Raw genomic sequence first — 21,812 nt, 5'->3', positions numbered from 1 at the left:
CGCGTCCTGAACGACGTTGTAAAGCCAGACCGGCCAGATGTTGTGATAAGGATATCTTATGGATAGAGGGAGAAATAAGCAGGGGTTAAGGCTGGCTGCCGTGGGCATATTCGGGTGCAACGGATTTGCAGCAGAAACCGTTGATAAAAAAAGTGGATGTCGGTGACTTGCTGAATGTCCATCAAATCTCCAGTGAAAGCGCCGTTAAAGGTTTTTTCAGCCTGCCTGAACAGGCTGAAAGACGATGCCTTAAAGCGGAGCTGCTGGAGAAGCCGCCTGGTCATAACCGCCCCAGACTGACTGGTCATAGTTGATTACCGAACCGGTCATGACGCCGGAGGCAGTACTGGCCAGGAAGGTGACGGCTTCCGCCACTTCTTCGGGCTTAATCAGGCGGCCAAAAGGTTGTTCCGCCGCCGCTTTTTCCAGCCAGTTGTCTTCTGCGCCGTGATACTGCTTCATGATGCGGTCTTCGCCTTCCGACGCCATCCAGCCAATATTCAGCGCATTGACGCGGATACGATTACGCAAAAGCGCGTAGGCCGTGTTACGGGTTAACGTCGCCAGCGCCCCTTTCGATGAGCAGTAAGCGGCAATAAACGGCTGGCCCGCCAGGCCAGACATGGAGCAAATATTCACTATTGCGCCTTCAGTGTTCTCCCGGCGCATAATTTTGATTGTCTCCTGCATCAGGAAGAAGGGGCCACGCACGTTGGTTGCAAACATCTTGTCGAACAGCTCCGGCTCAGTGTCCAGTATGGTGCCGCGATCGGTCATGCCGCCTGCGTTAACCAGCACGTCAACTTTGCCAAACAGCTCGTCTGTTTTCGCAATAACCTGACGACAATCTTCCACAGAAGATAAATCGGCGCGTACAAATACCACACGAGTTCGGCCTGCTTCGCTCAGCTGGGCGGCTATCTCCTCACCCTTAGCCTGATTTCGTCCACAGATAACCACGCCAGCGGCGCCCTGCTGCATGAAATGACGGGCGATAGCGGCGCCTAGCCCTTGGGTGCCACCGGTAACAACGGCAACTTTTCCTGTTAACTGACTCATCAGATGACTCCTTGAACGAGATGATATCCTGCCGCGCAGAGTGCGCTGTGCAGGGTGTTATAGCCAATACGGGCATACTTCAGCGGCGTGTCGCCATCCAGCTGGGGAAGAGCGTCATTCGGCCAGGCAATCGGCGCGATGCCGGGTTTCGCTTTAAGCACCCTTTTGTTATTCCCTGTCAAAGGCCGAGCCGCTGTTTTTTACGTCCTTCAACATGAGCCGCGCGGGCTTCATTAACGCTTTCACGAGCGCTCACTTCCGGCACGCCGACGTCCCACCATGCATCGCCCGGCGTCCAGCTGTAAGGATGAGTAGAAATGCAAATCACCGTCGTGCGATCGTTGTCTTTCGCCCACTGAATCGCTTCTTCCAGCTCGTTCAGCGAGGTGACTTTACGGGCCAGCGCGCCCATTGATTGCGCATTGGCGACAAAATCGACATGGAAGGGTTCTTTGACCCGACAATCTTTCAGCAGATTATTGAAGGAGGCACCGCCTTTGGCATTCTGAAGCCGGTTAATCACCGCAAAGCCGCCGTTGTCGCAGACCAGCAGAATAAATTTATGGCCGGAGAGCACGCTGGAATAGATATCCGAATTCATCATCATGTAGGTGCCGTCGCCAATCATCACGAACACATCCCGATCCTGTTCGGTCATGGCCACGCCCCAGCCTGCGGAGAGTTCATATCCCATGCAGGAGAAACCGAATTCGCAGTCGAAGGTGCCGCTGTTTTTGACGCGCCAGCCCTTCACCAGCTCGCCAGGCAAACCGCCTGCCGCGCTGATAATGTAATCTTCCGGTGCCGCCTGCGCGTTCACCACGCCGACAACCTGCGCATAAGTGGGATCGTCGTTGCCGGTGGTGCGTTCCTGCTGTCCGGCGATCAGTGCATTCCACCCGGCAAAAGCTTTGCGGCCTCTTTCCAGCCAGGCGGCATCGGCTTCCCATTCGCCCAGCGCGGCGTGCAGTTCACTGAGCCCTTCGCGGGCATCGCATACCAGCGGGAGGGAAAAGTGCTTATGAGCGTCGAAACGCGCGGCGTTAAGCGCGATAAACTGAGCTTTATGGTCGAACACCGTCCAGGAGCCGGTGACAAAATCCATCAGACGCGTACCCACGGCGAGGATCACGTCGGCATGAGCGGCAAGCTCGTTAGCAGAGGTTGAACCCAAAATGCCAATCGGCCCCATATGCGCGGGATGATCGTGAGTAAAGGCGCCTTTACCGGCGATGGTTTCTACTACCGGAATACCGTGCGCCAGCGCAAATTCTTCCAGCACCGCTTCGGCCTGCGAATAACGCACGCCACCGCCGGAAATAATCAGCGGCCGTTTTGCCTGTTTCAGGCGCTCGACCGCCTGCGCCAGCACCAGACGATCCGGACGTGGGCGCGGCATCGAATGCAGACGCGGCTGGAAAAATGCTTCCGGATAATCCCACGCCATCTCCTGAACATCCTGGCAAACGCCGATAAATGCCGGGCCGCATTCGCCCGGATCCAGCATGGTGGCCACCGCCTGCGGCAGCGAAGAGAGGATCTGTTCCGGCCAGGTAATACGATCCCAATAGCGAGTGACCGATTTGAAAGCATCGTTGACGGTTTGCGTGGGATTACTGAAATGCTCAACCTGCTGCATCACCGGGTCGGGATGGCGCCGGGCAAAGCTGTCGCCGCAAATCATTAGCATCGGCAGACGGCTGGTATGCGCAACGCCCGCGGCGGTCAGCAAATTGGTGGTGCCAGGGCCAATTGAGGCGGTGACCACCATAATTTGGCGGCGAACCATCGCTTTGGCAAAACCCACCGCGGCAAAGCCCATCGACTGCTCGTTCTGGCCGCGCCAGGTCGGCAGCGTATCCTGAACGGCTTCAAGCGCTTCGCCAAGGCAGGTCACATTGCCATGACCAAAAATGCCGTAAACCCCGGGAAAAAGCGGAACACGTTTGCCATCCACTTCGGTAAATTGTTGACTCAGATAGCGAACTATCGCCTGAGCTGTCGTGCAACGAATCGTAGCCATATCTTTCTCACTCTGAGAGGACGCCAGAGAACAGCATCACAGTTTATTGTTACAGCGTTAATTGCTTAAATATTTCATATGCAACAAAAGTTGCAAATTCAGGCGATAAGATCCCCGGTGGTCATAGCGGGGATCTTATGGGCTCAATCAGGCGCGGTTACGTTTACGACCTTCTGCACGCTTTTCTCTTTCGGTAATGGTTTCAATTCGCGGCTGCTCGTGCTCCGGCTGTAATGCGGCTGCCAGCGCCATGGCAATGCTTTGAGCCAGGCAAACCGGCGCGGCCAGCGATCGCGAAAAGCTGTATTCCTCTTCAGGAAGGGTAAACAGCACCTGAGCATTTTTTGCCAGCGGCGAGAGCTGGCCGTCGGTAATCGCAATTACCGGAATGTTTCTTGCGCCTGCATCATCGGCAATCGTAATCACCTCTTTTGCATAATGGCGAAAGGCGATAGCGATCAACACGTCGTTATCACGCATATTGTTGGCCATCTGCGGGGCCAGGCCACCCGCGGAGTCCAGCAGGATCACGCGCCGGTTCAGCATGGTCAGCATATAGCGCAGCAGGGAAGCGACAGGTTCCGATCGCAGCTGACCAGCGATATAAATCGTTTCGGCGTTCTTAAGCAGCGTGGCTGTTTCATCCAGATCCTTTTCTGCCACGTTGTTGAGCAGTTCATGCAAGGTAGCGATATCTCTGATGACCAGGCTTTGCAGAAAGCCAAAGCTGCCTTTCTCATCATTCTTTTTCAGATCGCTTTCCAACGCGGTAATGCGTTCGTTATAGCCAGGCGCTGCCGTCGCCAGCCGCGTTTGAAACACGCCCTGCATCTGCTTAAAACCGCTGTAGCCAAACACCTGGGCAAAACGGACCAGCACCGAAGGGTGCATGCCGCATTTAGCCGCCACGGCGTTAATCGACTCCAGCGCCACCGTATTAGGATTTTGCGTTATATAACGGGCGGCCTGCTGATGCCGCTCCGACAGCTGCGGATAGCGCTGGGTAATTTCATTAACAATTTGCTCATAAGTATTGTGCGGCAGCGGCTTCGGTGCAGCCTGAACGTCTTTCGCTTTTCCCATTACTTCATTCCTTCTCAGGCAGTTGCCAGTCATGCCAGCACGCTACAGCAATAAAAATTGCAAGTAAAACTCGCATGCAACTATTTCTAACGCATTTGCTGGCGGCAGGGAAAATTTACCAGTGGAATTTGTGATTCGTCTCTAAAAAATAGATTTCATTTCAAAGTTCAAATGAAAAATTAATACTCTTTTTATTTTTATTCTATTGATTATTAAGGTTTTTAAAGTTCTTTTTGCAGTTGGAGTTGTCGGTTTGACGCTATTGCAATTTTTATTGCTGTGATCCTAATATTGCAAATATTGATGCTGCTGTGACGGTTTCTGCGCGTTTAACAGGAGCGTTTCAGGCAGATGCAACGATGAGCAGGCGGTCTGACCGACCTGGCTCGGATGCCGGAGGAAAGCACACCATGTATGACAATTTCGGACAGTTTATTAATGGCAGATGGCGCACGGGAAGCGGTAGCGAAGTGGTCAGCGTGATCGATCCAGGTAACAACAGCCAGCTGGGCACCCTTCAGGGCGCGTCAGTTGCGGATACTGAAGAAGCCCTGCACAGCGCGGATCGGGCTTTCGCCAGCTGGAAAGGGACGTCCGGCTGGGAGCGCGCCGATATCTTGCAGCGTGTAGCGGCTGAAATGGTCGCGGCAACCGCACAGGCGGCCTTAGTGATCTCCCAAGAGAGCGGCAAGCCGGTTGCTCAGGCCAAACGCGAATGGGAGCTTTCTGTCGATCAGTTTGTCTGGCATGCGGAAGAAGCGCGGCGGATTTACGGCCGCATTGTCGAGAGTCGCGTGCCTGGCGGGCGGTGTGAAATTTCTCACGAGCCGATAGGGGTAGTCGCCGCATTTACCGCATGGAATTTTCCGGTGGTGCTGGTGGCTCGCAAACTGGCACCCGCGCTGGCCGCGGGCTGTACCGTTGTGCTGCGTCCTTCCAGCGAAGTGCCTGGCTCGGCAATGATGATTTTTGAATGTCTGCGTAAAGCGGGGCTGCCGCCAGGCGTCGCCAATCTGGTGGTGGGGCCAACCTCGGCCACTTACGAACCGCTTATTTCATCACCCGTGGTCAAAAAAGTGTCGTTAACCGGATCAACCCAGCTTGGACAGCAGATGATCCGCGACTCAGCCGCAACCATCAAGCGGCTCAGCATGGAGCTGGGGGGCAACGCGCCAGCGATCGTTTATGCCGATGCCGATCTTGAGAAGGCGCTGGATCTGTCGGTCGCCACCAAATTCGCCAACTGTGGTCAGGTTTGCGTGACCTGCGATCGCTTCTACGTGCATGAAAGCCTGTATGACGCCTTCGTTGAAGGCTTCGCCAGCCGCGCCAGCCAGCTAAGGGTCGGCTACGGGCAGGACAAAGAGACCCAAATGGGCCCGCTGATCAACATCCGCCGTCTTGAAGCGATTGAAAGCATCGTTGCGGATGCCCGTAAACGGGGAGCAAGAGTCGTCACCGGCGGTCAGCGCATCGAGAACAATGGCGGCTTCTTCTATGCGCCCACCGTCATTGCGGATGTTCCTGACGAGGCGCTCGCTATCGCGGAAGAGAATTTCGGCCCGATTGCAGCCATCACTTCGTTTAAGGAGACGGACGATCTGTGGCGTCGGGTCAACGGCTCTGACTTTGCGCTCTCCGCCTACGCGTTTACGCGCGATCCGGCATTAATTCGTGAAACCATCGCGCGTTTTGAATCAGGCATGGTGGGGATAAATAGCTACGCGCTGGCCGCTGCCGAAGCGCCTTTTGGCGGTATTAAAGCGAGCGGGATGGGGCGTGAAGGCGGCTCGGAAGGCATTCATGACTACATGAACGTCAAACTGGCCCAGGTGGTTCTGTGAGGAGAAGGCATGAAACTGCATAACATCAAACAGCGCTGGGAAGCCGGTCAAACCGTGCTGAATGGCTGGCTGAGTATCGGTAACACCTTTACCGCTGAGATTATCGCCGAACAGGGCTATGACTCGGTCACCATTGATTTACAGCACGGTTTTGTGGGTTATGAAGAAGCGAAACAGATGTTACAGGCGATGCGGGCCAGCGGCGTGGCGCCGATGGTGCGGGTTCCCTGGCTGGAGCCGGGCATCATTATGAAAGCGCTGGATGCGGGCGCATGGGGAATTATCTGCCCGATGGTCAGTACGGCAGAACAGGCGCGTGCACTGGTCTCCTGCGTGCGTTATCCACCAGCAGGCAGCCGCAGTTTTGGGCCGACTCGCGTGACGATTTCAGCCGGGCAGGATTACGGTCAGCACGCGGACCAGCACGTCGTCTGCTTCGCCATGATTGAAACGGCCGAAGCGGTTGAAAATATCGAAGCCATTGTTGCGACGCCGGGGCTGGACGGCATCTATATCGGGCCTGCCGACCTGACGCTCGGCCTGACCGGACGTCAATACCGCACCGGCTTCGATCGGGATGAGCCGGACATTGTTGCGGCGATCAAACACGTTCTCGACGCCGCGCATCGTGCCGGTAAAAAAGCGGGCCTGCACAACGGCACCGCAGCCTATGCGGCTAAAGCAGCGGAATGGGGATTCGACCTGGTCACCGTCTCGAACGACGTCCAGCTGCTTCGCACCGCCGCCGCCGCCAGCGTCCAGCAGTTTCGCGAGCTGAATGACGGACAGCGTACAGCGCCTCCGGCTCAGTCAGGAGGCTACTGATATGCCGCATGTACTGGTTGCAGGAAAAATTCACCAGGCCGGGCTGGATGTGCTGCGTAACGCGCCGGGCTTCACTTTTCATCTGGTGCCGGAGGTTAGCGTGGAAAGCTACGCGCCTTATCTCGCCGAGGCGGATGCCCTGCTGATCCGCACGCAGCTGCTGACCGCTAAAGAGATTGCAGCCGCCGATCGGTTGCAGATTGTTTCCCGTCACGGCGTGGGCTTTGACTCGGTTGATGTAAATGCACTAACTGAACGCAACATTCCGCTGACGGTGGTCGGCAACGTCAATTCGCTCTCGGTCGCCGAGCATACGCTAACGCTGCTGCTGGCCGTGGCGAAACGTGTTTGCTACTTCGACCGCAGCATCCGTCAGGGTGAATGGAACTGCCGCAACGGTTTTTCAGCGGTTGAAGTGGCAGGCCGGAGGCTGTTCGTACTGGGATTTGGTCGTATCGGACGGGAAGTCGCTCGCCTGGCAGCCAGTTTTCGCATGGAAGTTATCGCTTACGATCCCTACCTGCCGGACGACGTTTTTACCGAACATGGCGTGCAGCGCGTGGGTGACATCGGGGAAGGCCTGAAGATCGCCGATGCCGTCACTGTCCATTTGCCGCTAAGTGGCGAAAAACCGGTTATCGGCAAGGCAGAGCTTGCAATGATGAAGCGCGGCGCCTTGCTGATTAATACCGCGCGTGGCGGCATCGTCGATGAGGATGCGCTGGCCGAAGCGCTGCAACAAGAGCATCTGGGTGGAGCAGGGCTGGACGTGCTGAAGCAGGAGCCTGCGGATCTGAGCGCGGCACTGCTGGCGCAAAGCGATCGCCTGATCCTCAGCCCGCACTCCGCTGGCCTTACCGCAGAAGCGGCGATGCGTATGTCGGTTTCCGCCGCCAGCAATATAGTCGATTTCTACACGGGTCAGCTTGATACCGCGCTGGTGGTCAATCATCAGCAGCTGGCGCTCGACGACCTGATGAGCCAGACACCTTAAAAATAATAATTACCCTCTTACCCGGAGTTAACAATGATCAGAGTCGCGATGCTCGGCGCAGGCCGTATTGGACAGGTGCACGCTGCAAACGTTGCACAACATAAAGGGGCGATACTGGCAGCCGTCGCCGATCCGTTAATTGAAAACGCTCAGGCACTGACGGCGGCGTTTGGCGGCATTGCGCTGGCCGATCCGCTGGAAGCGATCCACCATCCTGATATTGATGCCGTGGTTATCGGTACGCCAACGCATACCCACATCGATCTGATGCTGGCGGCGGCGAAAGCGGGCAAAGCAGTATTATGTGAGAAGCCGGTCGATCTTGATATTGCCAAAGCGTATGCCGCCGAAAAAGCGCTGGGCGATAAGGCGAATCGGGTGATGCTGGGCTTCAATCGCCGTTTTGATCCCGGTTTCAGCGAGATGCATCGTCGCATTCAGCAGGGCGACATTGGCGACTTTCACCAGTTGCTGATCGCCAGCCGCGATCCTGGCCTGGCACCAATGGGCTATCTGAAAACCTCCGGCGGCATTTTCCGTGACATGGTTATCCATGATTTCGACCTTGCCAGATGGTTTTTGGGCGAAGAGCCGACGGAGGTTTTTGCCGTTGCCAGCCGCCTGTTTGAACCCTCGCTGGAAGCGCTGGGCGATTACGACACGGTCATGGTGCAGATGCGCACAGCATCCGGGAAACAGTGCCAGATCAACTGTAGCCGCCGGGCCGTGTACGGCTATGACCAGCGCATGGAAGTGTTTGGTTCGGCAGGGATGATGATGAACGATAACCTGCGAGAAACCCCCGTTCGTCGCTTCAGCGCGACGGAAACCGAAGTACGCGGGCCGCTGCTCGACTTCTTTATGCAGCGCTATACCGATGCCTATCGTCATGAAATGGATGCTTTTATTACTGCTGTTGCTGATGACAGGACTATGCCGGTTACGGTTCGGGACGGCTGCCTCGCCCTGAAGCTGGCGGATGCTGCACAGCTGTCGGCGGATACCCACAGCGTCGTCACGCTGGAATAGAAATCCACCATCCGCCTTGCGGTCTGCTCTGCCCGGTTCCAGGCCATCCGCCTGGATTTAATGCTTTGAAAACGATTGAGGGGCTGGCTGTAATATCCCCAGCCGTACAGGATATCGTAATGATGAAAAAGATAATCTTATTGTCTCTGGCATTAATTTCGCTCAGCCCGTCGGCATTTGCGCTTCAGGTTGGGGTCAGTATTGCCCAAATGGATGATGTATTTCTTTCGCGGCTGAGAGGCTACGTCATTGAAAGATCGAAAACCTATCCGGATATGAAATTGCAATTTGAAGATGCACAAGGCGCAGTAGATAAACAATTAAGCCAGGTGCAAAACTTTATTAATGCAAAAGTTGACGTCATTATTGTTAACCCGGTTGACACTCAGGGGACAAAAAACGTTTCTGACGCCGCGCGTGCTGCTAAAATTCCGCTTATTTATCTTAACCGTATGCCGTCTGATTCCGAAATGGGAAATGGCGTCAGCTATATTGGCAGCAATGAAATTGAAGCCGGACGCCTGCAAATGCAATATCTTGCGGACAGGGTTAAAGATCGCCCTTCGGTGAACGTCGCCATCATGAAAGGCTTACTGAGCAATGACGCGACTCGGTTTCGTACTCAGGGCGCGAAAGAGATTATTGCTAAGCATCCGAATATGCATGTGGTGATTGAAGATACGGCAAAATGGATGCGCGAAGACGGGATGAACCTGATGAATAACTGGATTTTATCGGGTGATAAAATCGATATTCTTTCCGCCAACGCGGATGAAATGGCGATTGGCGCGGCGATGGCGATTAAAAGCAACGGCATGAAAATTGGCAAAGATATTCTGGTAGGCGGAACGGACGGCGGCCCAAATGGGTTGCAGTCAATAAAAGCCGGATTACTAACCGTAACCGTTTTCCAGGATGCAAAATCTCAGGCTTATGGTGCTGTCGATATGGCGGAAAAGGCCTCGAAAGGCGAAAGCATAAAGGATATTAACTTTATTCCTTTTCAGCTGGTCACGCCGGAAAATTATCAAAAGTTCATGACGAAATAAATTACGGGCTATTACAGGTATCCTTTATTAATCAGGAGTCATTATGAAAACCATCAAAGGTCCTGCTGTTTTTCTGGCGCAGTTCGCCGGCGACAGTGCGCCTTTTAATACCCTTGAAGGTATGGCGGGTTGGGCGGCAGCGAAAGGGTTTAAAGCCGTTGAAATCCCCAGCTGGGATACCCGCTTAATTGATCTGCATAAAGCGGCCGAAAGTCAGACTTACGTTGATGAAATCCTCGGCGTTCTGGATAAGCACGGACTGGAACTGACCGATCTTGCCAGTCATTTGCAGGGGCAGTTGGTGGCGCTGCATCCGGCATTTAATTTACCTGCGGACAGCTTTGCGCCGGCGAAGGTGCATAACAACCCCGAGCTGCGCCAGCGCTGGGCTACCGAACAGCTGCTGCTGGCCGCTAAAGCCTCTCGCCGCTTTGGGCTGGACAGGCACGTGACGTTTTCCGGCACGTTGCTCTGGCCTTATCTTTACCCTTATCCGCAATGGCCGGAAGGGTTGATTGAAGAAGGGTTTGACGAACTCGCCCGCCGCTGGACCCCTATTCTTAACGCCTTTGATGAGCAGGGCGTGGATGTTTGCTATGAGATCCATCCAACAGAAGACCTTCATGACGGCCTGACGTTTGAACGGTTCCTGGAAAAAACAGGTAATCATGCACGCTGCAACATGATGTATGACCCCAGCCATCTGGTGTTACAGAGCATTGATTATCTGACCTGGATCGATCATTACCACGAACGGATCAAAGCGTTTCACGTGAAGGACGCGGAGTTTCGGCCGGATGGTAAAACCGGGGCATACGGAGGCTATCAGCCCTGGACAAGTCGGGCCGGGCGTTTCCGTTCACCGGGCGACGGTCAGATCGATTTTGGCGGCATCTTTTCCAAACTGACCGGCTATGGCTTTGATGGCTGGGCGGTACTGGAATGGGAGTGCTGCTTTAAAAACCCGGAAGACGGCGCGCGCGAAGGGGCGAACTTTATTAGCGACCACATCATTCGGGTAACGGGGAAATCATTTGATGATTTCTGCAAGTCTTACGCCGACAGCTCGCTCAACAGAAAAATTTTAGGCCTTTAAGGGGAAATCATGAACAAAACGTTGAAAGGACGTCGGATCAGACTGGGAATGGTGGGCGGCGGCGAAGGTGCCTATATCGGCGGTATTCACCGCTTTGCGGCCCGGCTCGACAATCAGTTCGAACTGGTGGCGGGGGCGTTTGATATTAACGCTGAACGCGGTCATGCTTTTGCCGCGCAGAACTATATTGCTGCCGATCGCTCGTATGATGATTATCAGTCGATGATTGCCGCAGAATCCCAGCGCGAAGATGGCGTGGATGTTATCGCCATTTGCACGCCTAATTTCACCCACTATCCTGTCGCGCGCGCCTGTCTGGAAGCCGGTATCGCAGTTATCTGTGAAAAACCGCTGACCACAACCTTGCAGGATGCTCAGGCGCTGGCGGAAGTGGTCGAGCGTACGGGCGGCTTTCTCGGCGTCACTTACACCTACTCCGGTTATCCGATGATCCAGGAAGCAAAGCAGCGTGTCGAGGCGGGACTGATCGGAAAAGTACGCACAGTTCAGGTGGAGTATCCGCTGGAGTGGATGGCGACAGGCGTTGAGCGACAGAATAACCAGCAGGCAGCCTGGCGAGTAGATCCCAGGAAAAATGGTCGGGGTGGTTCTGTGGGCGATATTGGCACGCATGCATATCATCTGGCGGGCTACGTGACGGGCCTGAAAGCGGAAAGCGTGATGGGGGATCTGGCGACGTTCGTTGAAGGCCGTGCGCTGGATGATAATGCTCACGTCATGATCCGCTACCAGGGCGGTGCGCGTGGCCTGTTATGGTCGTCTCAAGTCGCAATCGGCTGTGCCAACTCGCTGCGGCTGCGCGTTTTTGGCGAGAAAGGCAGCCTGATGTGGTCTCAGGAGCAGCCGAACGAATTAATTTATACGCCGCTGGGCGGGAACACGCAGATCGTTAAGCGTGGTCGTGACGATCTTGATGCGCTGACCCGCGCCCGAACCCGCACGCCGCCTGGCCATCCTGAAGGCTACATTGAAGCTTTTACCAACCTCTATTCAGGATTTGCCGAAGTGCTTCGCGCTCGTGATGAACGGCGCGAGCCTGACGCGGCCGGTCGCAATATTCCGCAAATTTACGACGGCCTGAAAGGCGTGGCGTTCGTCGATGCGGTGGTCGACAGCCATGAACAGGGCACGGTTTGGAAGAAGCCGGAATACAGCTAGCGGCCAGAGGGGCTTCCCTCGCCGGACGCCCCTTAAAAAGACATATTGAAACGGGTAATAATATTGATTCTGGAATAGGGCGTCTGGTTATCGCTTTCCGGTAAAAAACGGTGAAACGCCAGTAGCGTTTTAAAGGCATTCTGCGCGTCCAGCTGGAGGTTATGTTCAATCAGCACATCAATTTTTCCGGCCTGCATTAGCGCCCGGTTTTCCCGGTCCAGATCGTGACCGATAAATGCGCCGGGGTTAATATTTTGTTCAGCAAGCGCCTGAAGAATACCTGAATTACCGCCGCCGACGGTATAAACCGCATCAATCTGGCGGTCATGGTGCAGAAACTGACTGACGCATTCATACATCAGGCGATCGATGCCAAATCCACCTGAAATCACAGCAATTTTATAGTGCGGAATAAACTGCCCAATGCCGCTGATAAATCCGCCGATCCTCTCCTGTTCACCAATAAACTCCTCGCTGCCGGTAATGGCCGCAATGCAGCCGCTCTCCGTTTTCAGCCATTTGGACATCATATAAGCCGCCGCTTTTCCGGCAGTATAATTATCCATGCCGATATAGCGCAGCCTGGCGCTGTCAGGGATATCGGTCACTATCGTTACCACCGGTATCCGTTGCTTGATCAGGTTCTCGATCGTCGGCACCAGTTCCGGCGCGTTAATGGCTTTAAGGATGATGCCGTGACTGCTGACGGCGCACTTTTTCAGCAAGGCATCGACATCCGCTACCGTCATATTTTCATAGCAGTGAAACCGCAGCTGGATGCGAAAAGAGATAAAGCTGGAAATCTGGCTGATAAACGCTTCTCTGACCAACTCGCTAAAGCGGACCGGCGTATGCATGATCACATCAAAATAGATCGTCCGGCCACGGGCCTGGCTGGCTTTCTGCTGCAAATCAAGATCGGCCATCGCCTGCTTGATGCGGTGCAGGGTTTGCGGATGCACTTTCCCACGCTGATGAAGCGCCCGATCGACGGTAGCCAGGCTCAGGCCCGACTGTGCCGCTATCTGCTTCATACTGAATTTTTTCTGCTCGGCCATGAGGTGTTTTTGAGGTCTTTTTGGGGTGTTGTTAAATAAATGTAACTGCTAATTTGGCTTTGAGCAATGCCGCCGCCACGCGCAGGGCGGGGCAGATGCAACCCTACAGAAGACCTGATAAAACGAGGTGATAAAAATGGCATCACACTATTTCGTTACTGAAGAAGAAGCCTCCGTTGACGACTTTCGCGAGTTTTGCCAACAACGCGTCGAGGCAAACGCTTTTCCACTCGCCAGCGAAGTGGTTTCAGAGGTACTGATTTACGATCGCGCCGTGCTGGAAGATGCAGCACAAACCCATAAACGCACGGTACTAAATGAGTTGCATCAGGCACTTTCTTACGGGCCTGGGGTATTCGTGGTCAGAAATCTTTTTCCTGACACGGAAATCATTGACCGCGCTTCGCAGGTGTTTGAAACAATCATGCAGAGCGAGGCGACAACCAGGGTCCAGGCCGACCATTTTTCTAAAGCCGGTAATAATGGACGTATCTGGAATGCACTGCAAAAAATGGCGGAAGCCAGCCCGGAAGTGTTTCGTGATTACTACGCCAATCCCTTGCTGGGGCTGATATGTCAGGCCTGGTTGGGGCCAGCATGGCGCATGACCTCGCAGGTAAATCAGGTGCGTCCTGGGGGAGAAGCGCAGCAGCCGCATCGTGATTATCATCTCGGTTTTCAGCAAAGTTCTTTCGCCGTCGGGTTTCCTGTGCCGGTGCAGATCCTGTCACAATATCTGACGCTCCAGGGCGCGATCGCGCATACGGATATGCCGCTGGCATCCGGCCCGACGCAGCTGCTGCCGTGGTCGCATCAGTATGAGCTGGGCTATATCGCCTATCGTCGTCCGGAATTCGTCAACTATTTCGCCGAACACTTTGTGCAGCTACCGCTCAGTAAAGGCGATGGCTTATTCTTTAATCCTGCACTCTTTCATGCCGCCGGTAACAACACCACAAAAGACCATGTACGTACTGCGAATCTGCTGCAAATCTCCTCCGCTTTTGGCGTACCGATGGAGGAAGTGAATCACGAACGGCTGCTCAAACTGGTTTATCCCGTTTTACTTAACGGTGAGCTTTCTGCCAGCGAGGTTAATGCGGCCATCGCCGTCGCGGCGCGAGGCTACTCTTTCCCGACTAACCTGGATACCGATCCGCCGGTTGGCGGCATGGTGCCGAAAACCCAGCAGCAGCTGGTGGCCGAGGCCTTGAATGCCGGATGGAGCGTGGAAAAGTTTGAGGCAGAACTGGATGCGCAGACGTTGAAACGACGTGCGTAAAGCGGGATCGCATCAGAAAAAAGAAAAGGCCGCAGCTGCGGCCTTAGATTGTTAACAAAGTGCAGGTTCAGGAAGCAGAAAGTAATGTTAGTCAGTGACTTTCTTTTTCAGATCGCTGGCGCCTTCTTTGGTCTTATTCCAGCCTTTTTCGGTGCCTTCTTTCGTGGCATCCCAACCTTTCTCAGTCCCTTCTTTGGTTTTATGCCAGGTTTTTTGCGTACCTTCGCTGGCTTTGCTGCTCAGGTCATCGCTTTTACCTTCGGCAGCGTGCTGAGATTTCAGTTTCAGCTCTTTGCCCTGGTTTTGCGTTTGATGCAGTTTTTCTTTCGCCGTGTTCGCGCCTTCATGCGCGGTAGCGACAGTATCGTCAGTTGCATGTGTGGTGGCGGCAAAAACAGGAGACGCCAGCAGAAGTGCAGATAGTGCCATGATGGTCTTTTTCATAATATCCTCGCCAAATGTTATTAGCCTTTAAGTGTAGTTAAGAATGGCACGGTTGGATCGTTGTTTCTCTAAGAATAAACCGTAAATGGATGATTGTAGCGGGATTAGGATGTGTCGAAGCGCTGAGGAAGGGAGCCTGAAAGGAGTAAAAGAGTCAGTAACGTAATAAACGCTCCTTTTGGGAGCGTCTTATACAGGCCGTTAGAAAGAGGGGGCATTTAAAGCAGGTTTTGGCCGCATCATGCGGTTACGGTGACCACTGAAGTGGAAGTGATGACCTGATTGGTGGTGACGGAGGAATCTACCGCACCGACCTGACCTTTGATAACGCAGCGATACTGTCCCGCATCGCCTGCGACAGCGCTTTTGCTGTATGTCGCTTTTGTCGCCCCGGAAATATTGCTCCAGCTGGTGCCGTTGGTGGATTTCTGCCACTGATAGCTGGCGGCATCTTTGGCTTCCACCGTCAGGCTAAGCGTACTTCCGGCCGCGACCGAAAGCGTGGCAGCGGGCTGTGTCGCAATCTGAGGCGTAAAGGCATAGTACGGCATGGCATATTCAACGCCGTTGACATTTACACGCATCCACTGGCGCGGTTTGGACTGCTCCACCGGAACCGTGGTTGATGCCTGCGAACGGGTACTGATCGCCGCCACGTCACTCTGCGCGCCAAAGCCAGCCAGGCCATTGCTCATCGACAAACGTGCCTGCGCCGCCACGCCATTCGGTGCCTCTGCCTGCGTCACGCCGCTTGGGGTAAAGATCGCCCAGCTGCCTGATTCCGTGCGCATTTCGCCCGTTCCACGAACGTGAACGCCATACTCACCGATGGTGTCAGGCAGTTTCACCCACAGACCCGGCAGAATATTATTGTAATCCTGCGCGATATATTGCACCTCGCTGATGCCCGTTGTGCCTTCCATCCAGTAAGTCACCGTCGGCACCAGGCCCGCACCGCGAGCGACATGAATATGCAGCGTACCGGCAGAGCGGTCGTTCACAACCGGCATCGGATCGCCGCCGCCAGCGCTGCCATAGCTGTTGCGGCAGTCAACCTCAATCTTCCAGTGGGTGCCGGTTCTTGGCATCTGGAAGGAGCCAATGTTCAGCCACAGTTTGCTGCTGTCGATAGTGCCGCGCAGCACGCCGCTTAACCATTGCGCGCGAAGCGGATTATCCAGATAAGTGCCGGAGTTCTGGAACAGGGACATGCCCATTTCATAAGCGGAAAGTTTTGCCGTGATTTCACTGCCGTCCGGGTTTTTCGGATAGCTGTACCAGGCGGCCGTTCCGGGCGTGGTTGTACGGTCGTAATTCACGCCGGTTGGGTTTGACCATTGTGACATCACAACGCGCGATTTATAAAATACGGCATCGTAAGTACAAGCCTCAATACTGAGTGCCTCAATCAGCCACTGGCCGTTATTGATATCCATCGGCACCGAGCCGTGCTCGATCCAGCCGTTGCGGATCAGGCCCTGACCATGACGTGGGATCCAGATAGCAGGCGCGTAGCAGTACTGGAAGTTGAATTCGGTAAGCTCGATCGCGGTAGAGTGATCCCAGGCGCCGGACGGACGGTTGCTCCAGCCCACTTTGATTACCGGACCCGCAACGCGGCTACAGTAAACCTGGGTGAATTTACTGTCGAGGCTGTCGAGATAGTAAATAGCGGCTTCGCCAGTGTCGATCGCCCGAAAATAAGAGACGTTAGCGAAGGTTCCGCCTACGCACTCGTTGGTGATAAACGGCTGTTTATTGGAGGCCGTATCGTTGAATACGCCCAGCGTGGCGCCGATCAGCATATTGGTGGTTTCGTCCTGCTTCACCGTTTGCTGTCCATCCCATTCGATGCCGTAAATGGAGAAATAGCGATGGTTCAGCGCCAGCACAGCCGAGCTGGATTTGTTGGAGACAATGCGCGTGGCAATCTGTTTACCAAAGCTGGTGGTCGCACCACGAAGAATAAAATCACCTGCCGCGAAATAGCCGCTCGGGTTGTAAGGCAACTCTGCATGATTGGCTGGAATTTTGTCGCCATACTTACGCAGATCGAGAGGCGAAACGAGGTAAACGCCCGCGCCAAAACGAACGCCAACCTTTCGCGACAGCTCATTGGTAAAGCCACGGGCAAAGCTGCCGTTCATAAACTCGTACATCGCCTTCAGGGCAGGGGCACAGTCAACGCTGCCGCCCGGCACCGCGCCAAAATCGTGCACGGTCAGCGCTTCGATATCGACATCGCGACGCCAGTGATACGCGCCACCGTTACTGGCAATAAAGCCGCCATCATCCGCTGCCGCCACCAGATAGCCCACAAACCAGCCTTCACCAAAGTTCTTCGAGCGGTCGGAAGCCGCACGGGCATTCCAGGATGTCAGCCAGACACGCTCGCCTTCACTGGCGGGTTTACGGGCACGCAGGGCAGCGAAAGAACCCACTTCGGTTACTGATACAACTGTATTATCACTCATCGTTTCTTATCCTTTTTTGAATTTTAAATACTGTATGGATATACAGTGAATTTACTGTATGCCTGTACAGTACTTATGGCAATGCCAGAATTTTCCTATTCGTATCAGTGGGTTTATGAAGTGAGCGCGTACTTCTGTTGGATGCGGCTGAGGATGTGGACTGGTTAGTTTTGTTAATTATTTTTGGGGATGGGAAATAAAAAAAAGAAAATATAAAAAAGCCCGCGCAGTAAAGGTATGGCAGGCTTTTGGCTTTTATCGGCTTGGGTGCTATCAGTTAAGAGATGGCAGAATCTGAATTTTGTTCACAGTCGTTAGATTTCGTGGGGGCAACTTCGACTGGTGTGTTAAAGCCCGCCATTGAAATCGCTTAACTGTCACTCATTGTGCCTGTCGATGCTCTCAAGAAAATAAATCAGGAAACGCCTGGCATAATCAGGTGAAATCTCTTTCCACCGCATAGCGAATTCTTCTTTAATTTCTTCTTCTGATAATTTTAGAAAATCAGAAATCTCTTTCCGGAGATCGCTTCGTTCATCTGGTGTAGCCTCATTGACGACCACATCAATAGCACCATCCATCGTATCAGCGCCAGTTATGTAGTCGAAGTCCTGGTTGAGTGTACCTACAAGACATAGATCCAAATTTGGGGCAAGGGGGGCACGGCTCATATACATCTCACTTATCTGGGAAGGAAGTAATTATGTAATAGGGTTTATTGTTATAAGTCTGATACTTAAGCGCAACCCTGATTTTAGTTGCTTTATAAGCAATATCGGTGCCTTTCTGAACAACATAGCCAACCGGTTTCCCCATATCATAGGTAATGGTTAAATTATGTCTCGGGGTACTTGCAGCCCATACCTTTATCCATTCACGGTTATGATGTAGTGCTTTTGAGATGGCTGTTTCGGCAATATCCAGCGATGAGAACGAACCAGACAGATCCAGCACTCCATTTGATTTGATGATTCGTTCGTGGAGCTCCTGCTGTGACTTACCAACATGCTTCAGGATCGTATGCCCACCGGGTTTTAGCCCAGTAACAGATTCATGCTCAATCAACTTAATCCGTCCGACACGCACGGCCGCAACTCTTGCAGCTCCCAATCCAAGTGAAAGGGCAACGGGTACGGCGACATCAACGGTCAGGCCTACTTTCCAGGCCGTATCATCATCAGCACCGAACTGCTTAGCCATCTCCGCAGCCGCACGATAGGTAGCGCTGCGCACATTTTTACCTGAGAGTAGCTGATCGGCAGCGGTATTAATGCTGTCCATGCTGTGTGCACCGACTATGATGCAAGCGGCTTTGGTTAGTCCGGTGGGTTCTGGCGCAATACAAAGCGCTGTGGCTCCCGCCAGTTCTAATGTTCCCATGACCAGCCCAAGTCCGCCCATTAATCGGCTTGTAATTGTCTCAGATTCTGTAACAGTTGTATCGGAGATAACCGCAGCAAGTTGAACCGGGGACATCACGATTTTTATGCCATCATCCATAATGAAACCTCATGTGGTTTAAATCTAAACAGAGAAATTATATCCATCTTCAGAGCTCAGCTCCGCTGACTCCTTAATAAGGATTTTACCTAAAGTGTTCAGCCTGTCTATATTTTAAACTCATGATTTAACTTTAACGGTTTAAGTAGTGATTGGTTTAACAGGTCCTCTTTATCACTGCTTGCTTTTAGGTATAAACCCGATCGGTGCCGTTTTAATAATGATTGGGTTGCTTGTGGTGACGAATTAGGTAGGTAGTTTTCTTACGATATTTTTCAATAAGCATTAAGGCGGCAGGAATAATATTCTAATTTTCGTTCTTGTATGATTTTATATCGTGCTTTATTGGTTTTTGCATGGCAGAGAATACAGTAAGGCATATTATGCTGTGTTCCTGTTCGTTGACATCGGAAATTCCATATATTTTTTAAAAAGGCAAGCAAAAACAATTAAAAAGCGGCTGGCGGAATCTGAATTTTTTTTCGATAACCGTATGTTTTTAAATGGTTTCCGTGAATTCAACTTTGATTGGTATACCTAAGCGTATACCAATGCCGTTTTGTCTGTGGCTTTTCGACAGCTGATAAGTCAAGAATGTATAAAACTAAATACACAGGTTATCTTCAGAAAAAAAAGATTTTACGAAAAAGTGCTCACCCTGTTCATCCTTGATTTTTATTCTTAATAATCATAATGTTATCTGGTGATCACTTAGACGAGTACTCTTCACCACTCTTCACTCAAGGTGAACACCATTCACCTTCAGGCGTAAAAAAGTATAATAGCAAGTTTAGATTTTCGTCCTACTGCAGAACATGGCCGGTTTCACTGCTTGGGTGAAAGGAACCTACCGCCTACGTTGTAATTCGACTTTGAGCGAATTGCAGACAATCACCTCAGAGCTATTGCTAAGGTTAGAAAGACCTAGCATTTAACCTTGTGGCAAAACGTAACTAGTTTTGGGGGAACCCATTCCTTCCATGCCTGTTTTTAAGTCAAATTATCGTCGTAAAACCGTCTGTTAGCTTATAGTAACGTCAATCGATTTGGTTGACAAAGGCCAATGTCAACTAATTTGGTTGACGAAAATTCCTGATTAGGTAGTATCATGTCAAGAACTATTTATTATCATGCTAAATGAAAGAATACTTGAGGCATTAAGGTATATGCTATGGAAAACAGGTACATAGGAGTTATTACTGGCGACTTGGTTAACTCAAGTGACGGTAAAGAACGTGGTATTACGTACAGAGAGTTGGTGAATACGCTCTTGAGTGAAGTTTCCCGTCACGACTGGTACGGCATTTCAAAAACCGAATTCTTCCGTGGCGACTCTTTCCAGATTACGATGGAATCTCCTCAATCCATTCTTGAGGTAGCTTCGTACATCCGAACGTATCTGATTTCTCAGACAGATGTTCACGAGTCCGAAAGTCTGGATGCCAGACTTTCATTATCAATCGAAATGCTCAACAGATACTCTCAACACAATGAAAGCGCATATGAACAGGCATATGTACTTTCAGGAAAAAATCTTGAATCAATGCATAAATCCAAAAAAATGGTGTTTAATTCAACGCAAAGAAATTTTATGCTTCCGGTTTCCTCTATAACCAACCTGCTGGATCACACCATATCGATGCTCTCTAAGCCCCAAGCCGAGATTCTCAGGGAAGCCCTAGACGTTATGGAAGTTAACCCACCTGAACTGGTTAAGAAAACAAAAAAAACTCGACAGAATATACACAAAATTATTGAGCGTTCAGGAACGGATAGGGTAATTGAGTCATTACTAAATTGCCGGAAATACATCACAGGAATAATTTAAATGTTCTATCTTGCACTTATTTTGATATTGGCGCATCTCATTGCTGATTTTTATACTCAAAGTACAGTTATGGTTGAGAATAAATCAGGAAAACACGGTAGGAATAAGGCCGTACTAGGTCATATTACACATGTTGGCGAACACTATTTATCTTTTTGTTTTGGGTTATTTCTATGGTTTTACTTAATGGGTGGCGATTTCTGCCTCTTTGTCATTCCTGTACTGTGTCTTGGTGCGGCTTATGCAGTTATCCATTTGATAACAGATATTTTGAAAGAACTTACAAAGAAAAATTTCGCCAATAAGGATCTATTCCTCTTCATGGCAGATCAAGTAATTCATTTATCAACCATATTGATAATTGTGGGTATTATATATAAATTCGAGCTATTAAAATTCACGCCCATTAAGAATGAGTATATAAAAGGAATGGCCAGCATTATTACAATAATGTGTGGCTTACTTATCCTTATAAGGCCTGTATCATTATTTGTTGAAAAATTCCTGAACATGGCAATGGCTGAAACAAAGATAACACATATCAAAGTAACTAAAAGCCATATTTCTAAAATGTTAGAGGAGAATCTTAAAGTAAAGCTTAATGCCCTTATGAATGACACGTCATGTGCACCTACTGTTGTGAATAAAGTGTATAAAGACTACAAGGACCGTGCAGAGATTATTATAAGTGAAATCCCAAATGTTGATATAAGCATAGAATCTAAAGAAGCGTTTACATCAAATAAAGGGGGGCAATGGATAGGGTATGTAGAGCGCGTGATGATATTTACTTTTTTCATGTTCGGGCAGTTTACAGCAATTGCAGCCATAATGGCAATAAAAACAGCATTTAGATTCAATGATTTGAAGGATGATAATGATAGTCATCGTTCCGAGTACATTATGCTTGGTACCTTTGTCAGCTTGTTTATGACCTTTTTGGTTTCACTTATGGTTAAGCATTACGTTTCATCTGGCGATTTGTCGAAGTTTATCGATAGTCTTGTTAATCCGTTTGTATGACTTTGTTTGTAAAGAAAAAATC

19 protein-coding genes are annotated in these 21,812 nt (G+C 51.6%); 10 read left to right on the top strand and 9 right to left on the bottom strand.

What is annotated here, in order from left to right:
- Positions 1-249 precede the first annotated feature (249 nt).
- The 4 genes from AAGQ96_RS16375 to AAGQ96_RS16360 form a co-directional block, all read right to left on the bottom strand.
- Positions 250-1,059: an SDR family oxidoreductase gene (locus AAGQ96_RS16375; protein ID WP_147199404.1), complete on the bottom strand. Its 810-nt coding sequence runs from the start codon at positions 1,057-1,059 to the stop codon at positions 250-252.
- On the bottom strand, positions 1,059-1,220 hold the full coding sequence (locus tag AAGQ96_RS16370; protein WP_342754071.1) for a hypothetical protein: 162 nt from the start codon (positions 1,218-1,220) through the stop codon (positions 1,059-1,061). Before AAGQ96_RS16370 ends, AAGQ96_RS16375 begins: the two co-directional genes overlap by 1 nt.
- 17 nt (positions 1,221-1,237) lie before the next feature.
- A complete protein-coding gene (gene iolD, locus AAGQ96_RS16365) occupies positions 1,238-3,082 on the bottom strand; it encodes a 3D-(3,5/4)-trihydroxycyclohexane-1,2-dione acylhydrolase (decyclizing) (RefSeq protein WP_342754070.1) in 1,845 nt (614 codons plus the stop codon).
- Positions 3,083-3,229: 147 nt separating this feature from the next.
- A complete protein-coding gene (locus tag AAGQ96_RS16360) occupies positions 3,230-4,165 on the bottom strand; it encodes a MurR/RpiR family transcriptional regulator (RefSeq protein WP_147199399.1) in 936 nt (311 codons plus the stop codon).
- 410 nt (positions 4,166-4,575) lie between these two features.
- On the opposite strand from AAGQ96_RS16360, the gene AAGQ96_RS16355 reads away from it, so the two are divergent.
- The 7 genes from AAGQ96_RS16355 to AAGQ96_RS16325 all read left to right on the top strand — a co-directional run bounded on the left by AAGQ96_RS16355 (position 4,576) and on the right by AAGQ96_RS16325 (position 12,181).
- Positions 4,576-6,009: an NAD-dependent succinate-semialdehyde dehydrogenase gene (locus tag AAGQ96_RS16355; protein WP_342754069.1), complete on the top strand. Its 1,434-nt coding sequence runs from the start codon at positions 4,576-4,578 to the stop codon at positions 6,007-6,009.
- Between the two features lie 9 nt (positions 6,010-6,018).
- A complete protein-coding gene (locus AAGQ96_RS16350; protein WP_147199393.1) occupies positions 6,019-6,834 on the top strand; it encodes an aldolase/citrate lyase family protein in 816 nt (271 codons plus the stop codon).
- A 1-nt stretch (position 6,835) separates the two neighbouring features.
- Complete coding sequence (locus AAGQ96_RS16345) at positions 6,836-7,828, top strand: hydroxyacid dehydrogenase (protein WP_147199391.1); 993 nt, start codon at positions 6,836-6,838, stop codon at positions 7,826-7,828.
- A gap of 33 nt (positions 7,829-7,861) precedes the next feature.
- The gene (iolG, locus tag AAGQ96_RS16340; protein WP_147199388.1) at positions 7,862-8,857 is read left to right on the top strand and encodes an inositol 2-dehydrogenase; all 996 of its coding nucleotides are present in this window, start codon (positions 7,862-7,864) and stop codon (positions 8,855-8,857) included.
- A gap of 119 nt (positions 8,858-8,976) precedes the next feature.
- A complete protein-coding gene (locus AAGQ96_RS16335; RefSeq protein WP_342754068.1) occupies positions 8,977-9,906 on the top strand; it encodes a substrate-binding domain-containing protein in 930 nt (309 codons plus the stop codon).
- A 43-nt stretch (positions 9,907-9,949) separates the two neighbouring features.
- Positions 9,950-11,002: a sugar phosphate isomerase/epimerase gene (locus tag AAGQ96_RS16330; RefSeq protein ID WP_147199385.1), complete on the top strand. Its 1,053-nt coding sequence runs from the start codon at positions 9,950-9,952 to the stop codon at positions 11,000-11,002.
- Positions 11,003-11,011: 9 nt separating this feature from the next.
- The gene (locus AAGQ96_RS16325) at positions 11,012-12,181 is read left to right on the top strand and encodes a Gfo/Idh/MocA family oxidoreductase (RefSeq protein ID WP_254446266.1); all 1,170 of its coding nucleotides are present in this window, start codon (positions 11,012-11,014) and stop codon (positions 12,179-12,181) included.
- Between the two features lie 32 nt (positions 12,182-12,213).
- Here the strand turns inward: AAGQ96_RS16325 and AAGQ96_RS16320 are convergent, their stop codons facing one another.
- Entirely contained in the window at positions 12,214-13,215 is a 1,002-nt protein-coding gene (locus tag AAGQ96_RS16320; protein WP_342754067.1) for a LacI family DNA-binding transcriptional regulator, read from the bottom strand.
- Between the two features lie 160 nt (positions 13,216-13,375).
- On the opposite strand from AAGQ96_RS16320, the gene AAGQ96_RS16315 reads away from it, so the two are divergent.
- Positions 13,376-14,521: a phytanoyl-CoA dioxygenase family protein gene (locus AAGQ96_RS16315; protein WP_342754066.1), complete on the top strand. Its 1,146-nt coding sequence runs from the start codon at positions 13,376-13,378 to the stop codon at positions 14,519-14,521.
- An 87-nt stretch (positions 14,522-14,608) separates the two neighbouring features.
- On the opposite strand, the gene AAGQ96_RS16310 is transcribed toward AAGQ96_RS16315, so the two are convergent.
- The 4 genes from AAGQ96_RS16310 to AAGQ96_RS16295 all read right to left on the bottom strand — a co-directional run bounded on the left by AAGQ96_RS16310 (position 14,609) and on the right by AAGQ96_RS16295 (position 18,939).
- Entirely contained in the window at positions 14,609-14,965 is a 357-nt protein-coding gene (locus AAGQ96_RS16310) for a hypothetical protein (RefSeq protein WP_147199379.1), read from the bottom strand.
- 239 nt (positions 14,966-15,204) lie between these two features.
- Complete coding sequence (locus tag AAGQ96_RS16305; protein WP_147199378.1) at positions 15,205-17,439, bottom strand: immunoglobulin domain-containing protein; 2,235 nt, start codon at positions 17,437-17,439, stop codon at positions 15,205-15,207.
- Positions 17,440-17,816: 377 nt separating this feature from the next.
- The gene (locus tag AAGQ96_RS16300; RefSeq protein WP_342754065.1) at positions 17,817-18,110 is read right to left on the bottom strand and encodes a contact-dependent growth inhibition system immunity protein; all 294 of its coding nucleotides are present in this window, start codon (positions 18,108-18,110) and stop codon (positions 17,817-17,819) included.
- 7 nt (positions 18,111-18,117) lie between these two features.
- Complete coding sequence (locus tag AAGQ96_RS16295) at positions 18,118-18,939, bottom strand: RNase A-like domain-containing protein (protein WP_342754064.1); 822 nt, start codon at positions 18,937-18,939, stop codon at positions 18,118-18,120.
- Between the two features lie 1,171 nt (positions 18,940-20,110).
- On the opposite strand from AAGQ96_RS16295, the gene AAGQ96_RS16290 reads away from it, so the two are divergent.
- Positions 20,111-20,767 carry a hypothetical protein gene (locus AAGQ96_RS16290; RefSeq protein ID WP_342754063.1) on the top strand — a complete coding sequence of 219 codons (657 nt, stop codon included), beginning with the start codon at positions 20,111-20,113 and terminating at the stop codon, positions 20,765-20,767.
- On the top strand, positions 20,768-21,790 hold the full coding sequence (locus AAGQ96_RS16285) for a DUF3307 domain-containing protein (protein ID WP_342754062.1): 1,023 nt from the start codon (positions 20,768-20,770) through the stop codon (positions 21,788-21,790).
- Positions 21,791-21,812 lie beyond the last annotated feature (22 nt).

This window comes from Pantoea sp. MBD-2R, assembly GCF_039134845.1.
Classification (GTDB): Bacteria; Pseudomonadota; Gammaproteobacteria; order Enterobacterales; family Enterobacteriaceae; genus Erwinia.
Note: the sequence above shows the minus strand (reverse complement) of the source record. Positions and strands in the feature narration are given on the sequence as shown.

Bases quoted from the DNA above. Each gene is read 5' to 3' on its own strand.
- AAGQ96_RS16375 (WP_147199404.1), bottom strand. From the start codon at position 1,059: ATGAGTCAGTTAACAGGAAAAGTTGCCGTTGTTACCGGTGGCACCCAA.
- iolD (WP_342754070.1), bottom strand. From the start codon at position 3,082: ATGGCTACGATTCGTTGCACGACAGCTCAGGCGATAGTTCGCTATCTG.
- AAGQ96_RS16360 (WP_147199399.1), bottom strand. From the start codon at position 4,165: ATGGGAAAAGCGAAAGACGTTCAGGCTGCACCGAAGCCGCTGCCGCAC.
- AAGQ96_RS16355 (WP_342754069.1), top strand. From the start codon at position 4,576: ATGTATGACAATTTCGGACAGTTTATTAATGGCAGATGGCGCACGGGA.
- AAGQ96_RS16350 (WP_147199393.1), top strand. From the start codon at position 6,019: ATGAAACTGCATAACATCAAACAGCGCTGGGAAGCCGGTCAAACCGTG.
- AAGQ96_RS16345 (WP_147199391.1), top strand. From the start codon at position 6,836: ATGCCGCATGTACTGGTTGCAGGAAAAATTCACCAGGCCGGGCTGGAT.
- iolG (WP_147199388.1), top strand. From the start codon at position 7,862: ATGATCAGAGTCGCGATGCTCGGCGCAGGCCGTATTGGACAGGTGCAC.
- AAGQ96_RS16335 (WP_342754068.1), top strand. From the start codon at position 8,977: ATGATGAAAAAGATAATCTTATTGTCTCTGGCATTAATTTCGCTCAGC.
- AAGQ96_RS16330 (WP_147199385.1), top strand. From the start codon at position 9,950: ATGAAAACCATCAAAGGTCCTGCTGTTTTTCTGGCGCAGTTCGCCGGC.
- AAGQ96_RS16325 (WP_254446266.1), top strand. From the start codon at position 11,012: ATGAACAAAACGTTGAAAGGACGTCGGATCAGACTGGGAATGGTGGGC.
- AAGQ96_RS16320 (WP_342754067.1), bottom strand. From the start codon at position 13,215: ATGAAGCAGATAGCGGCACAGTCGGGCCTGAGCCTGGCTACCGTCGAT.
- AAGQ96_RS16315 (WP_342754066.1), top strand. From the start codon at position 13,376: ATGGCATCACACTATTTCGTTACTGAAGAAGAAGCCTCCGTTGACGAC.
- AAGQ96_RS16310 (WP_147199379.1), bottom strand. From the start codon at position 14,965: ATGAAAAAGACCATCATGGCACTATCTGCACTTCTGCTGGCGTCTCCT.
- AAGQ96_RS16305 (WP_147199378.1), bottom strand. From the start codon at position 17,439: ATGAGTGATAATACAGTTGTATCAGTAACCGAAGTGGGTTCTTTCGCT.
- AAGQ96_RS16300 (WP_342754065.1), bottom strand. From the start codon at position 18,110: ATGAGCCGTGCCCCCCTTGCCCCAAATTTGGATCTATGTCTTGTAGGT.
- AAGQ96_RS16295 (WP_342754064.1), bottom strand. From the start codon at position 18,939: ATGGATGATGGCATAAAAATCGTGATGTCCCCGGTTCAACTTGCTGCG.
- AAGQ96_RS16290 (WP_342754063.1), top strand. From the start codon at position 20,111: ATGGAAAACAGGTACATAGGAGTTATTACTGGCGACTTGGTTAACTCA.
- AAGQ96_RS16285 (WP_342754062.1), top strand. From the start codon at position 20,768: ATGTTCTATCTTGCACTTATTTTGATATTGGCGCATCTCATTGCTGAT.